The following is a 15,016-nucleotide window of genomic DNA, read 5'->3' on the forward strand; positions in this document are numbered from 1 at the left end:
TTCCTTATCAATTCAGGCTCAAAGCCGTTGTTACTTTGCGGTATCAAAATTAGTTCTTGTTCCATATCGCGATTAGAACAAATGTACAAACTAGTTTAAATAAAAAGTGTGGAAAACCGTAAAACGGAGTTTATCTGGGAAGTATAAATAAAATTTTACTGTCTACACACTTCACTTCCCAACACAAAATGATGTTGCATTAAAAGTTCCGGAAAAGTTCCGAACAGCAATACTCATGCTTAATCCTTAAATATAAAAAAAATGAAAAAGCTAATATTATTGGGAGCGTGCGCTCTACTGACAACTATGATTTCTTGTACTGCTGATGATTTCGAAGATACTAAAGCAAATATTAAACCCGAAATACCAGCATACGCTGATGGCCCTGGGGATATGCCAATAAAAGTTCCACCACCACCGCCACAAGATTAATCATAAATTAAAAATACTAAATTTCTAAATTAATTAGTAAATTTCGGGGAAAGTAACGTTATGCTACGATCCCCGTTTTTTTGTTTTCTTTTTTTCTTACTTCTTTTTTCCTGCAAAGAAGAAACCATTCATCCTGTTGATACAACATCAATAAGAAAAGACGCGTCAGACAATCGACAAAAGGGAATATCCAACTTTGAGAATAAAAATTTCAATAGTGCCTTTTACCATTTTAATAAATCAAAGATCACCTACGAAACCATAAAAGATAGTGCTAACATTGTTTTCAATCTAATCCAGATGGCCTCAATTCAGCAAATAAATGGCGATTATTATGGCAGTAAAGAAACACTTACAGAAGCTTTACCTTTTCTAAAAAAGAAAGACATATACAGCGCAGCTATCAATAATTTTTTCGGAATTGCAGATAAGGAACTTTCTCTTTACAATGATGCCATACATTACTATCAGGAAGCTACTGCAGATTGCACTGATGAGGTATCAAAACAGGCTCCTTTACATAATATTGCAACTGTTTATATAGAGCAAAAAAAATACGACGAAGCAATACAAATTTTAAAATCTATACTCGATAATAAAGTACTAGATAAAGAAACAAATGAAAAAGCAAAAGTATTAGACAATTTAGGTTTTGCTTATTTTAAAAACGGATTAACCGAAAAAGGACTTTCCCTAATGCAAGAAGGTTATCAATTAAGAAAACAAATTGATGATTTTTACGGAAGCATCGAAAGCAATTTACACCTCGCAGAATATTTTTTAAAAACCGATTCTAAAAAATCGAATCAATATGCACAAGCGGCATATGAAATCGCAACAAGATTTAATAGTGTCGATGAACGTTTGAAAGCTTTGTCTTTTTTAATTTCGAATGATTCCGGAAATAAAAATGCACAATATGCACAAAAGTATATTACTATTAATGACAGTATTATAAAGGTTCGTAATAACTTTAAAAACAAGTTTGCCAAAATTAAATACGATTCTAAAAAAGAAAAAGACGAGAATCAAAAATTGCGTTTACAGAAAGTTGAAAATGAATTATCGATACAGGAAGCAAAATACCAAAGGATATTTTTTATAATCGGCATCACTTCATTGTCTCTTTTATTACTGTATTTGAGAAAGTTTTATCAAAATAGAAATCGGATCGAAAAAATAAAAACCGCCTACGATACCGAAACCAGAATTGCCAAAGACATTCATGATGAACTGGCAAACGACGTTTTTTATGCCATAACTTATACACAAACGCAATCTTTGACTAAAGAAGAGGTAAAAGAAACTTTATTACAAAAACTGAATCATATTTATACCCGCGTTCGCGGAATTTCGAGAGAAAACAACAGCATCGATACCGGAATAAATTATGCCGCTAATCTAAAAGAAATGCTTTCGACCTATAATAGTAATGAAACCAATGTTAGTATTACCAACATGGATAAAGTAAATTGGGAAAGCATTGACGAAATTAAAAAAGTGACTATTCAGAGAGTATTACAGGAATTAATGGTCAATATGAAAAAACACAGTAATGCGCATGTAGTCGTTTTAAAGTTCGAAAGTACCGCAAATACTATCATAATCAATTATTCAGATAACGGAAAAGGATGTAAAATAGATCAAATTGTAAAAAATGGCTTGCAAAGTATGGAAAACCGTATTTTATCTATAAAAGGAACTATTACTTTTGACTCTGAACCTGAAAAAAGTTTCAAAGTAAAAATAACACTGCCTAAATAAAAGCCTATGTTTAAAAAAGTAATAATAGCCGAAGATCTTGATGCTATCAGTTTAGGAATTGAACAAGTTTTAAAAGATTTAAATATTGTCGATTTTCAACATTCAAAATATTGTGATGATGCGTTTTTGAAAATACGCGCTGCTATTCATAAAAATGAACCTTATGATTTATTAATTAGTGATCTTTCATTCAAAACAGATCATCGGGAAGTAAAAATTACCAACGGTGATGAATTGGTTCAAAAAGTTCGGGAATTACAGCCTGATATTAAAATTATCGCCTATTCTGTAGAAGATAAAAGTTACCGTATAAAATCACTTTTTGACAATGCCGAAATTGATGGCTTTGTATTAAAAGGCCTGACCAGTATTCAGGAATTAAAGAAAGCCATACATCTTATTTCGACCTCTGAAGGAAAATATATTTCTCCCGAAGTTGCTTCGGCATTGCAAGAAAAAAACAATTACGAGATTGACGACATCGATATTAAAATTCTAAAACATTTGTCTGACGGTACTTCGCAGGATGAGATTGTAGAAATTTTTAAAACCTCAGATGTCAAAGCCAATAGCAAAAGCGCATTAGAAAAAAGACTTTCAAGATTAAAAGACTTTTTTAAAGCAAATAATACTGTTCATCTGGTTTCTATTGCAAAAGATATGGGGATTATTTAAAATCTCGTTATAAATTATTAATTCTATAAAGCTCCTTCGGGGGCTTTTTTTTATGGCTTAAAATTTAAAAAAATACGGATTATGGATTTCCGTAAAATATTGATTTCAAATAGATTTAAGTTTGAATTGTTAAAAATTACAATCTAACAATTAAACCTAAAAACATGAAAAATTATTACGTAAACAACTCAGCACAATCAAGTGGAGATCATGAAGTTCATACTGATGAATGCCTATATTTTAAAAGCATAGTAAGTAAAAAATTCTTAGGAAGTTTTTCTAACTGTAAAGCTGCAGTCGAAGAAGCTAAAAAAACATACTCTAAATCGGATGGTTGCAAAACTTGTTGCAATGAATGCCATAAAAGCTAAAAATTATGGGCTTTCGATTTCAAAAAAGAATAAAACTTGGAGGAGGATTTGGATTTAATATAAGCAAATCCGGAATTTCTCCGAGTTTAAAAACAAAAATGGGATCATTTAGTAAAAACAGTTATTCTGTAAAAACAGGAATTTCGGGATTAAGATATCAAAATAGCGGATGTCTTGTTCTATTTGGATTTACTGGAATTATCGCATTCTTAATTTTTACATTAAAACATTTATAATCATGAATAATAGAATAAAATATACTGGAATATTTATAGTCATAATACTATTGGGATTAATCATTTCTTGTTCTGACTCGTCAGATTCATCAAATTCAACAGACGGATCAGCCAATTCAAATTGTCCAACCAAAACTTGTGGCGATTTTAAAACTCAGGGACAGGCACAAGCAACATACGATAGCAACAGAAGCTGTTATAAAAATCTCGATGCTGATAATGACGGAACTGCATGCGAAAATTTATCTAAAAAATAACAAAAACCAATGATAACACTAGAACTAAAAAGCCATTTTTTAAGATTATATCAAATGGCATTATCTGATGATCAATTTGATGTTTTAGAACTTCAAATGTTGTATCACTTTGCAGATGAACGCGGAATTCCAAGGGAGGAACTAGATAAACTTTTTCTCAATCCTATTAATACCGAATTGATTGTACCGGAAAATTTAACCACCAAAATCGAATACTTGTATGATTTTACAAGGATCATTTGGGCCGATGGTAAAATTACCGATGACGAAGAAAATATGCTGAAAAAGTATTGCAGGAAATTTAATTTTCTGGATGAAAACATCAATGATTTATCCAGTTATCTTATTGATTGCGTCCAGAAAAATGTTCAGAAAGAAGAAATTATTAGTCAATTAAATTCCTAAGTTATGAAACCACTAGCACAACTATTCAGTTTAAAGAAAACAGAGGATTCTCACATCAAAACTTTAGACGAAAATGAAGATGACAGAGAACAAATCAGAATAACCTATTATCAAAGCGGTTTTGCTGCATCGATAAAAGCGACTGGAAAACCAATTGTTCTAAAAGCCTGTCTGCAGAATTTATACATGAGTTTTGAAGACCAATGTCGAAAACAAAAATTAGATCAAGACCGACTCAAACAACCTTATAAAGAAGAACAGGAAAAAAACAGAACTGAACTTAAAAAATCTGAAGCTGCAATAGGCATCTACGAAAAGAAAGAACAGGATATTAATACTGAAATCGACCAGATTAAAACCGAAATCATTGAGGTAAAACGCAATCCTGATAAGTACGGTATCGAAGATGGTAAAGGTTTAAAAGCGCAATTTTATATTGGTTTGTTCTTATTATTACCAATAACGCTTTATGTATTAGTATTTTATATTTCGGCATCTTATTCTGCTTTTTTCAAAGAGTTTGCCAATGACAGTTTAACTGCAGCCATTTTTGATGCCAATGCATTAACGAATTCTTTTAAGGCTAGTTGGCTCGAAGGTGTTTTGGTAACTACAATTCCGTTTGTATTTATGGGACTGGGTTATGTCATTCATATGGTTCAAAAAGGAAAAGGAATTAAAAATATTTTTAGAATGATTGCCCTTTTTGTAACAACCTTTTTGTTCGATGCGCTATTGGCTTATCAAATCGAAAAGAAAATATATGAATTTAATAAAACTACAGATTCTGCTCCTTATAATTTAAATATTGCTTTAGGCGAAGCTGAGTTTTGGATGATTATTTTCGCAGGATTTGTAGTGTATATTATTTGGGGACTTGTTTTTGATTTTGTAATGAAAGAGTTTGAAAACATCGATAAAATAAGAGCTTTTATAAGAGGAAAAAGAGAAAACCTCATCGACTTAGAAAAATTAAAAACAGATTATGTAAACAAAGTCAACGATTTTAAGCAACAAATTGCTACCATAAACGGAAAAATCTCTGAACTTCAATCTAAAATTGATGGTTTCGTATTTCCTGTAAAAGAATATCTGCATTATCATCATCAATATAAAGAAGGCTGGTTTCAGGCTATTAATACCGAAATCGCGCTGCCTTACATTGAGAAAACTGAATTACTGGAAAGCTGCGATCTTTCGTCAGAAGAACATTTAAGCAAATTAAATCTGGTTGATCCTGATTTTCAACACTTGGTTTATTCTAAAAATTAATTGCTATGAAAAATACTTTTACCCTAATTGCAATGTCTTTTTTAGTCATTTCTACTTTTTCATGCAAAAAAGAATCAGATAAAGACGAAACAGAAGTTGCTGTAAAAAACACTGTCTCCGAAGATTACAACATTAGTTTACTGCTTGACTTATCGGATAGAATTAGTCTTGAAAAAAATCCGAATCCAACAATGGAATATTACCAAAGGGATTTAGGATATATAAAATCAGTTTCTGAAGCTTTTACCCAACATCTAAAATCAAAAAGAATAAGGCAGATTAACGATAAGATGCAATTGTTTTTTAACCCGGAACCTCTTGATCCTGCAATTAATACAATTGCGCAAAATTTGAGAATTAGTATTGATAAAAATAATGCTTCAAAAGAATTATTAAATTCAATCAATTCAAATTATGCTTCACAAACATCCAAAATTTATGAATCGGCCATAAAAGACAATAAATATGTAGGATCAGACATTTGGAGTTTCTTTGACAGTAAAGTAAAAGATCAATGTATTGAAAATAAATACCGAAATATACTTATAGTTTTGACTGATGGTTATATGTTTTACGAAAGTACTGTAATGAAAGAAGAAAACCGAACGACTTACATAACTCCGGAAATAATTCGAAAAAATGGATTAAATACAAAAGACTGGGATAAAAAATTTAACGATCAGGATTTTGGTTTTATCAAAGCCAATGATGATTTGTCGAATCTTGAAGTTTTAGTTTTAGGAATAAATCCGGACAAAAAAAATCCATATGAAGAAAAAGTAATCAGAGCATATTGGACAAAATGGTTTACCGAAATGAAAATAAGTCATTTTGAAATAAAAAATGCCGATTTGCCTTCTAATATGGAGAAAATTATTAAAGATTTTATTCTAAATAAAGAATAAGCGTTACCCAAAACTAACGAATTGAAAGAGGAATTTTATTGTCCTCTTTTTTCTATTTATAAAATCTTCAAAAGTTATTTTCAAATTTTACCTGATTACGGATTTCCATAAAATACAGATTTCAAATAGGTTTAAGTTTGAATCATAATCTAAACCAAAAACTATGGAAATTAATATTCAACTTAAATCTTTGGCCGACAAAATCAATCAACTAAAAAGTAAAATCGAGACCGAAGAATCTACCAAACATGCTTTTGTACTTCCTTTTATTCATATTTTGGGATACGATGCTTTTAATCCGCTTGAGGTGGTTCCTGAATTTACAGCAGATCTTGGACTGAAAAAAGGAGAAAAGGTAGATTATGCTATTTTCCAGAACGGAGAGCCTATTATTATTGTAGAATGTAAAAGCTGGAAAGAAAAACTAACGATACATAATTCGCAATTGTTCCGCTATTTTCATGTTACCAAAACCAGATTTGCCCTTTTAACAAACGGTATTACGTATCAGTTTTTTACTGATTTAGACGATCAGAATAAAATGGATGAAAAACCGTTCCTGGAATTTGACATTACGAATCTTAAAGAAAATACCATCAATGAAATTGCCAAGTTTCACAAAGCCAATTTCGATGTCAATAATATTGTAAGCAATGCGAGTTCTCTTAAATATATCAAAGAAATCAAAAAGCAAATTAATGCCGAGTTAGAAAGTCCTTCTAACGAATTTACCCGACTTTTTGCCAATAAAGTTTATACAGGAAGACTTACTGAAAAAGTAGTCGATGAATTTAAAGATTTAGTTCAGAAATCAGTAAGTCAGTATATTAATGATAAAATTAATGATCGTCTTAATGCTGCTTTGACCAAAGAAACTATCAAACAGCAAGACGAAGAAACTGTAATCGTTGAAGATGATTCTAAAACTATTACAACCGAAGAAGAGCTTGACGCTTATCGCATTGTTGTTGCTATTTTGCGCAGAAAACTGCCCACTAACCGAATCATACATCGCGATACACAATCTTATTTCGGTATTTTACTTGATGATAATAATCGTAAACCTTTGTGCAGGTTACATTTAAACGGTGGAAAAAAATACATCAGTTTATTTAATGAAAATAAAAGCGAAACCAAATTAACTATTTCAACCATCGACGACATTTATCAATACGAAAAAGAACTCTTAGAAACAGTTGCACTTTACGAAACTGATAAAGGCTAAAAAATCAAGTATTAATACGCATTTTAAAGAAGGTATTTCTAATTAGATTTAGCGCCACAAAGTATCTTATTCTTTTTTGATTAAGATCTGGACAACATTGACCATACATTTAATTCTTTATCCAAAAAGCCTATGCAAAAAAACTACCTCATCTTATTTTTATTAATTACGTTTTTTTCCTGTAAAAAAGCTTCAGCTCCTCCTCCACCGGAAATTAATTCGTTTTTAAAACAAGTAATTACGCCCGATGACAGAAAAACGATTACTGCCGAAGAAGCAAAAACGTATCATGTCAACGACACTTATCAATATAAATACAGAACCGGGAATTCCGGACAATACGAATACAATTACGATGTAAAAGGAATCAACATTGATGGCGATTCGGTTTTTGGGAATATCAATGTTGAAGGAAAATATGGCGCAGGAATTTTACTTGGCGATACTATTCCTGATATTGAAATTAAAACTGAATGGGTTTCATACGGAAAACTAAATGCCACCGATTTAAATGGAAATAAATACCAATTAATTGTCAAATAAAAACGCTGATGAAATATACTTTACTCTTACTATTTGTTTTTTTTACTTCTTTTACACCTCCTCAAACCACTGTATATATTTGTGGCCCAACTGGTGCTAAAAAATACCATTATAGCCAAACCTGTCGTGGTTTATCATCTTGCAATCACGAAACTGTAAAAACATCACTAAAACAGGCACAAGGTTTAGGACTCACGCTTTGCGGATGGGAAGATTAAACATCTTCCCATTTTTATTATTTAATCATTTGATAATAATCGCTTTACGTTAAATTCACATTAGTTTTATTAATTTGATTAAAACTAAACGTTATGAAATTCTTCAACCTAAATTTTCTGGTTTCATTCAAAGAATGGCTGTTTTTAAGAGCTATGCAATCGTCTTTCCTTCATTAATAAATTACAATAAAATAAAGGAAATACTTATTTGAATGAATAAAATAGAGAACTCATTTTTGAACAAAGACCAATTTGGAGATGATTTCTTGTGGGGTGTTTCAACCGCCGCTTTCCAAATTGAGGGAGCTCACGATGCCGATGGAAAAGGTTCTTCTATTTGGGATGTTTTTACGTCGCAAAAAGGGAAAATAAAAAACGGACATCATGCCTTAACCGCTTGTGATTTTTATAATTCGTACCAAAACGATATCGACTTAATCCGGGAATTAAATATTCCGAATTTTAGGTTCTCTATCAGTTGGCCCCGAATTATGCCTACAGGAGTTCATCCAGTAAATCAAGCCGGTATCGAATATTACAATAAAATCATCGATGCTTTATTAGACACCGGAATAGAACCCTGGATTACACTTTATCATTGGGATCTGCCACATGCCTTAGAAACAAAAGGCGGCTGGACGAATCGCGAATCGGTTTCCTGGTTTTCAGAATATGTAGAAGTTTGTGCACAATATTTTGGAGATCGTGTAAAAAACTGGATGGTGATCAACGAACCCTCTGTATTTACCGGCGCAGGATATTTTTTGGGTATTCACGCTCCGGGCAAAAAAGGGATCACTAATTATCTTAAAGCCATGCATCACGTAACACTAGCTACGGCTGCTGGCGCGAAAATATTGAGAAACAAAATTCCCGAAGCGAATATTGGTACAACTTTCTCCTGCACGCATATCGAAGCCGCAACAGAAAGCGCTAAAGATATTGAAGCCGCAAAACGTGTAGACACTTTACTGAACAGAACTTTTATAGAACCTATTTTAGGATTGGGTTATCCGCAGAGTGATTTGCCGGTATTAAAGAAACTCAATAATTATATTTTAGACGACGATCTCAACAATTTATCTTTCGATTTTGATTTTATAGGCCTGCAATGTTACACTCGTGAGGTTGTAAAATCATCTATGTTGATTCCGTACATAGGCGCTGAACTAATAAGTGCCGAAAAGAGAAATGTAATCTCAACCGAAATGGGATGGGAAGTTTATCCTCCTGCCCTATATCACGTCCTGAAAAAATTCAACGAATACAAAGGCATTAAAAAAATTATCATTACAGAAAATGGTGCTGCTTTTCCTGATACTTTAAGCAACGGAAAAGTCTACGATATCAAACGCACCCATTATATTCAGGATCATTTAGAACAAATTTTAAAAGCCAGAAAAGATGGCCTAAATGTCGAAGGGTATTTTGTCTGGAGTCTTACCGATAACTTCGAATGGGCTGAAGGTTATAATGCCCGATTCGGCTTAATACATGTCGATTTCGACACGCAGCAACGAACCATTAAACATTCTGGATTGTGGTTTAAAGATTTCTTATCTTAAACCTGATACCTCAAAATATAAAAAGCCTTTCGCAATTAAGTCGTGAAAGGCTTTTTACATTTGAAATACAATCATTTATCGTTGAACTCTAAAAGGATATTGTTGTTTTAAGATTCCAATGGTAATCTTGCCATTATTTTTTAAATGAGCTGTCGCAAGAATATATCTTTCCTCGGGATAATTTATATCAAAACTAAAGATCGTATCTTTTACTTTCACCTGAAGCAAATGTTTACCTACATCTGATACCGGCAGTTCTGCTGTTTCATAATTGGGCATTGCATTTGTCGCTTTTAAGTTAATCTCCTGAACTTTCTTTTTATCCAGAAGCACTTCGAGTTTTAAGTTATCCAATTTCATGTCTGTTGGCTGCTCAAATGAGACAACATACTTTTTACAACCAAAAGTGCATAAAACAAGTAATAGTAATATAAGCTTCTTCATAAAGACGTTTTTAAACTGCTAGTGAATAGAAATCAAATTTACTGCAATATTTTTATAAATATAATCTGTGGGTATAATGTATGAAAATTTAATTAAAAATATTTATATATAACGAATAAATATAGAATAAATATAGATAATTTTATTACAATCCAACGGCTGAAAAAACAGCTTTTTATTGCTTTAAAAATGAGAAATTAGAAACAGAAAATTTTGAAAAATTATTTACAAAAAAAAGCAAAAAAAACACTCATTTCCCCTGTATTTATTAGGTTTAACGGTTATTTTTTCTTATCTTTATAGTATAAATAACAGATAATATATGCCAAAAAACAAACTATTTCAACAGCCAGATTACTCCTTAAAAAATTGTTCTTTTTACAACTTCACGCATTTTATTTTTCAAAATGCTTTCCAATTTCATTTCGAAATTTTTCCATTAAATCTTTTTGCTGCACAAACTATAAACATGCAGAAGACATTAGGACAAACGCTCCAATTTCAACCATAATTCTTTTTTCCGGATATATTTCTGAGCTATTGTTTTAGAAAATATATTCTTCACATTAAAGAAAAGATTTCCTTTTTCAGGATTCTCTTTCGACTCTCCATGTTCATTTTCAAACCAACTAAAAATGTAATGCTATGATTTATTTCTTGTTTTCCAACGATTGGATTTGTTCTAATAGTAATCGAAATGTATTGATTTTTTCAATACTTCATTTTTAATCTTTTTTTATCATCTAATCCAACCTTTTTAGCACTTTTTGTATCTATATAATAAAAGGTCAGATTGGTTTTTCATTCAATAAACACGTTCTAACGAGCCTAAATTTACTATGCATTGTATTTTGTTTTTAGGAATTTCCGGGAATCTTGGGAAAACGCGGGAATTCTGGGAATCCCTAGTCAACAAAGGCCTAAAAGCGCCTTTCCTTTGCCATAGAAATTAGTTCAGGTTTTGTCTGCAGACTAAAACAAAAATAAAAACTATTTCGAACTAACAGTGTAAAAACCGTAAGACCGAGTTTATTCAGGAAGTATAAATAACGTCTTACTGTTCTACACGATCTACTTCCTAAAAATCAATTTGGTATTGCTCCAAACAAGCTCTGGATAAAATCCGGACAGTAATACCTATGTCTAATTTCTAAATTAAATCAAAATGAAAAAATTTATACTATTTATCGCTTTTGCGCTATTGTTCACTATATTTTCTTGTACTCCTGACGAATACGAGAGCCAACCAAAAAAGGATACAGAAAAAGCTGTTAATCACATAAAAGCAACTTATGCTGATGGTCCTGGTGACAAAGGTAACACACCGCCTCCACCGATACCAAAAGATTAATAAATATATACTTTTAGTATCTAATTAATTACTATTTTCGGGGAAAGTAAATTTGTATGTTACGGTCCCCGTTTTTTTCTTTTATTATACTTCTTTTTCTTTTTTCGTGCGAAGAAAAAAAGACCGTTCATACCAACACAGAATTGATCCGAAAAGAGGCCCTTAGTTTACGAAATAAAGGTCTTGAAAATTATAATAAGCAAAACTTTAATACCGCTTTTGATGAGTTTTATAAATCAAAACAACTTTATGAAACTTTAAAAGACGGTGTAAAAAAAGACAGTGCCAATATAGGTTACATACTTATTATGATGGCAACAATTCAGCAAGTCAATGGGGATTATTACGGTAGTAAGGAAACCGTTACCGAAGCATTAGCTTATGTAGAAAAAAATAGTGTTTACACGGCTGAAATAAACAATAGATTAGGCATTGCTGATAAAGAACTTTCTCTTTATGATGACGCTATTCTTTACTATAAAGAATCAGCTAAAGATTATAAAGATCCTCTTGAAAAACAAGCTCCATTTAATAATATTGCAGCAGTTTATATTTATCAAAAGAAATATGATAAAGCAATTGTCCTTTTAGACTCTCTTGTAAATTCTCTTTCAAACAAAGAAATAAAGGATAAAGCTGAACCAAGTGACAAATCCATACTTATAGATAACTTAGGTTATGCCTGTTTTAAGAAAGGAATGGATGAAAAAGGATTTCTTTTAATGAATGAAGCCCTCCAGATCAGAAAAGAGTTTAAAGATACGTATGGAAGTATTCAAAGTTATCTAAATCTTGCCGATTACTATGCAAAAAAGAACATCCAAAAATCTAATGAAAATGCTCTTTCAGCTTACCATATTGCCACAAAACTAAAAAGTGTTGACGAAAGATTAGAAGCACTACAAATTTTAATTTCAAATGATCATAGTGCTCAAAATACTAAATATGTACAAAGCTATTTTACTTTAAACGATAGTATTATTAAGGTTCGAAATAATTTTAAAAATAAATTTGCTAAAATTAAATACGATTCTAAAAAAGAGAAAGATGAAAACGCAAAACTACGTTTAGAAAACGCAGAAAACTTATTATCGCTTCAAAAAGCCACTTATCTACGAATTGTATTTGCCATTGTCTTTGTTTTTCTAGTCATATTGATCTTCATTTTAATACGCTATTACAAAAATAAAAACAAAGCAATAGAATTTAAGACTTCTTATAACACAGAAACCAGAATTGCCAAAAAAATTCATGACGAATTGGCCAACGATGTATTTCATGTGATTGCTTTTGCCGAATCTCAGCCCTTATCTACAGAAAGTACCAAAGAGAATCTACTACAAAAATTAGATGACATTTACGGGCGCGTGAGAGGAATTTCAAGAGAAAACAATAAAATTGACACGGGCACAGATTTTATCAAAAGCTTAAAAGATATGCTTTCGACCTATAATACCAGCGAAAGAAATATCATGGTTACCAATTTAGAAAGTATACACTGGGAAAGTATCGATGAAATAAAAAAGATTACCATTAGCAGAGTTTTACAGGAATTAATGGTGAATATGAAGAAACACAGTCAGGCAAATCTCGTGGTTATAAAATTTGAAAGTGATCCAAAATCAATTGTAATAAATTATAATGATAATGGTAAAGGCTGCGAAAAAACCCAGATGGTAAAAAATGGCCTTCAAAACATGGAAAACCGTATTCAGGCTGTCAAAGGAACTATTAACTTTGACACAGAACCTGATAAAGGCTTTAGAGTAAAAATAAGCATGCCCAAATAACCACAATTTCTACATTGCAATTATAAATACATAGAAAACAAAAAGCCCTTCAGGATTTCTCCCAAGAGGCTTTTTTCTTCAAAAACAATAAAATTATAACCTTCTCAGCTTATAATGTTTCCTCTAAAACAGCAACTGCTTCTTTCCAGTTGTTTACTCTTAAATGATGGGTTTTATTCACGTTATGAAACGCCGTAAACATAATAGGTTTTCCTATACAATAATCCAGGTTTTTACAATGATCATCGATCATATAATCGGTATTGATGATTCTTTTGCTTCCGCATAAAATAATATTTTCCCATTTAATAAAAGGAAAATGTTCGCCAAGCCAGGCTACTTTTTCTGCAAGAGAAACCGGGAATTCTGTGGCAGCAGAAACAATAAAAACCTCGAAATTTTCTTGTAATCTTCTTAAACTTTCAACCGCATCAGGCATTACAGGTAATGATCTAAAAAAATTATCAGCATTCAAAACTTCACGCAAAAGAGTTCTGTCATTAAAAGCTTCTTCTTCTTCCAAACCCTGAATACTTTCTTTCGAAAGACTTGTTCCGTTTGCTTTATTGTAATGTTCTATAAGTTGTACTTCGATATCGGCAAGCACGCCATCCATATCTATGGCAATCGTTTTCTTTTTCATTATCATTTATTTTGCAACAAATTTACGCAAATATTGCAAAGTATTGCAATTTTAACTTATTTTTGCAATATAAATTTGCAACTCATGAAAAAAGAAGAACGTCAAAAAGTGATTTTAGAATACTTATCAAAAGAGCACCGATTAACTTTAACCGAACTTAGCGCGTATCTAAATGTGTCCGAAGATACCATAAGAAGAGATGTAAAAGAACTTTCAGATCAGGGTTTGCTAAAAGCTGTTCGTGGCGGTGCAGTGGCTCCCTCACCTATTCCGTTGCACTTTAGAAACAGAGAAAAACACGATCTTGAAAACAAGAAAATAATTGCCGAAAAAGCAATTTCATTTTTAAAAGACGGACAAGTTGTTTTTATCGATGGAGGAACAACTTCTTTGGCTTTAGTAGCCAGTTTTCCTTATGATTTAAAAATTACCGTTATTACCAATAGTTTTCCGGTGGCCGCATTAGTCGAAGATTTACCCAATATCGAATTGATTTTTGCAGGCGGAAAAATGTGTAAAACTTCTTTTACCACAGCCAGTATCGAAACCATCGATTTCTTCAGGAATTTTAGAGCCGATATTTGTATTTTGGGACTTTGCAGTATTCATCACGAAAGAGGAGTTACAGGAATTTTATACGATGATTCGCAAATTAAAAAGAACATGATTCAGAATTCAAATTTTGTTATTGCGCTGGGTTCTGCCGAAAAAATCGACACTGCCGAATCTTATTTCGTTTGTCCCCTAAAAGATATAAACGTTCTGGTAACTAATATTTCGCCAGATGATGAAACTTTTCATGCATACAAAAAATCCGGTGTAACTATAGTTTAAAATCTTTTGTAGAATTTTGATAAGGAGCTAATCCAGCCATCCACTATATCTTTCCTTGCCTAAAGAAGGCAAGCAAAGGATACCGC

The 15,016-nt window shown here is 31.8% G+C and carries 17 protein-coding genes; 15 read left to right on the forward strand and 2 right to left on the reverse strand.

What is annotated here, in order from left to right; genetic code table 11:
• Positions 1–261 precede the first annotated feature (261 nt).
• The 12 genes from LNP81_RS26040 to LNP81_RS26095 all read left to right on the forward strand — a co-directional run bounded on the left by LNP81_RS26040 (position 262) and on the right by LNP81_RS26095 (position 9,868).
• Positions 262–432, forward strand: a complete 171-nt coding sequence (locus LNP81_RS26040; RefSeq protein WP_230040441.1) for a hypothetical protein — start codon at positions 262–264, stop codon at positions 430–432.
• A 300-nt stretch (positions 433–732) separates the two neighbouring features.
• The gene (locus LNP81_RS26045) at positions 733–2,196 is read left to right on the forward strand and encodes a tetratricopeptide repeat-containing sensor histidine kinase (protein WP_346432747.1); all 1,464 of its coding nucleotides are present in this window, start codon (positions 733–735) and stop codon (positions 2,194–2,196) included.
• Positions 2,197–2,202: 6 nt separating this feature from the next.
• Complete coding sequence (locus tag LNP81_RS26050; protein ID WP_230040445.1) at positions 2,203–2,871, forward strand: response regulator; 669 nt, start codon at positions 2,203–2,205, stop codon at positions 2,869–2,871.
• A gap of 376 nt (positions 2,872–3,247) precedes the next feature.
• Complete coding sequence (locus LNP81_RS26055; protein ID WP_230040447.1) at positions 3,248–3,478, forward strand: DUF4236 domain-containing protein; 231 nt, start codon at positions 3,248–3,250, stop codon at positions 3,476–3,478.
• Positions 3,479–3,480: 2 nt separating this feature from the next.
• Positions 3,481–3,735 (forward strand): excalibur calcium-binding domain-containing protein, encoded by a 255-nt coding sequence (locus LNP81_RS26060; RefSeq protein WP_230040449.1) that lies wholly within the window; start codon positions 3,481–3,483, stop codon positions 3,733–3,735.
• A gap of 9 nt (positions 3,736–3,744) precedes the next feature.
• Positions 3,745–4,140: a hypothetical protein gene (locus LNP81_RS26065; RefSeq protein WP_230040451.1), complete on the forward strand. Its 396-nt coding sequence runs from the start codon at positions 3,745–3,747 to the stop codon at positions 4,138–4,140.
• A gap of 3 nt (positions 4,141–4,143) precedes the next feature.
• On the forward strand, positions 4,144–5,412 hold the full coding sequence (locus LNP81_RS26070; protein WP_230040453.1) for an ABC transporter permease: 1,269 nt from the start codon (positions 4,144–4,146) through the stop codon (positions 5,410–5,412).
• A gap of 5 nt (positions 5,413–5,417) precedes the next feature.
• Complete coding sequence (locus LNP81_RS26075; protein ID WP_230040455.1) at positions 5,418–6,317, forward strand: hypothetical protein; 900 nt, start codon at positions 5,418–5,420, stop codon at positions 6,315–6,317.
• A gap of 163 nt (positions 6,318–6,480) precedes the next feature.
• Positions 6,481–7,542, forward strand: a complete 1,062-nt coding sequence (locus tag LNP81_RS26080; RefSeq protein WP_230040457.1) for a type I restriction endonuclease — start codon at positions 6,481–6,483, stop codon at positions 7,540–7,542.
• A 132-nt stretch (positions 7,543–7,674) separates the two neighbouring features.
• Positions 7,675–8,085, forward strand: coding sequence for a hypothetical protein (locus LNP81_RS26085; protein ID WP_230040459.1), 411 nt, complete (start codon positions 7,675–7,677; stop codon positions 8,083–8,085).
• Positions 8,086–8,093: 8 nt separating this feature from the next.
• Positions 8,094–8,303: a hypothetical protein gene (locus LNP81_RS26090; protein ID WP_230040461.1), complete on the forward strand. Its 210-nt coding sequence runs from the start codon at positions 8,094–8,096 to the stop codon at positions 8,301–8,303.
• Positions 8,304–8,515: 212 nt separating this feature from the next.
• The gene (locus LNP81_RS26095; protein WP_230040463.1) at positions 8,516–9,868 is read left to right on the forward strand and encodes a GH1 family beta-glucosidase; all 1,353 of its coding nucleotides are present in this window, start codon (positions 8,516–8,518) and stop codon (positions 9,866–9,868) included.
• A gap of 75 nt (positions 9,869–9,943) precedes the next feature.
• Here LNP81_RS26095 and LNP81_RS26100 read toward each other — a convergent pair whose 3' ends face one another.
• Complete coding sequence (locus tag LNP81_RS26100) at positions 9,944–10,312, reverse strand: hypothetical protein (RefSeq protein ID WP_230040465.1); 369 nt, start codon at positions 10,310–10,312, stop codon at positions 9,944–9,946.
• 1,165 nt (positions 10,313–11,477) lie between these two features.
• Here LNP81_RS26100 and LNP81_RS26105 point away from each other — a divergent pair.
• Together LNP81_RS26105 and LNP81_RS26110 are read left to right on the forward strand one after the other, a co-directional pair.
• Positions 11,478–11,663 (forward strand): hypothetical protein, encoded by a 186-nt coding sequence (locus tag LNP81_RS26105; protein WP_230040467.1) that lies wholly within the window; start codon positions 11,478–11,480, stop codon positions 11,661–11,663.
• Positions 11,664–11,806: 143 nt separating this feature from the next.
• On the forward strand, positions 11,807–13,453 hold the full coding sequence (locus LNP81_RS26110) for a tetratricopeptide repeat-containing sensor histidine kinase (RefSeq protein WP_346432748.1): 1,647 nt from the start codon (positions 11,807–11,809) through the stop codon (positions 13,451–13,453).
• A gap of 109 nt (positions 13,454–13,562) precedes the next feature.
• On the opposite strand, the gene LNP81_RS26115 is transcribed toward LNP81_RS26110, so the two are convergent.
• Entirely contained in the window at positions 13,563–14,096 is a 534-nt protein-coding gene (locus LNP81_RS26115) for a 5' nucleotidase, NT5C type (RefSeq protein WP_230040471.1), read from the reverse strand.
• An 84-nt stretch (positions 14,097–14,180) separates the two neighbouring features.
• On the opposite strand from LNP81_RS26115, the gene LNP81_RS26120 reads away from it, so the two are divergent.
• The gene (locus LNP81_RS26120; RefSeq protein WP_230040473.1) at positions 14,181–14,930 is read left to right on the forward strand and encodes a DeoR/GlpR family DNA-binding transcription regulator; all 750 of its coding nucleotides are present in this window, start codon (positions 14,181–14,183) and stop codon (positions 14,928–14,930) included.
• Positions 14,931–15,016 lie beyond the last annotated feature (86 nt).

Source organism: Flavobacterium piscisymbiosum, assembly GCF_020905295.1.
GTDB lineage: Bacteria > Bacteroidota > Bacteroidia > Flavobacteriales > Flavobacteriaceae > Flavobacterium > Flavobacterium piscisymbiosum.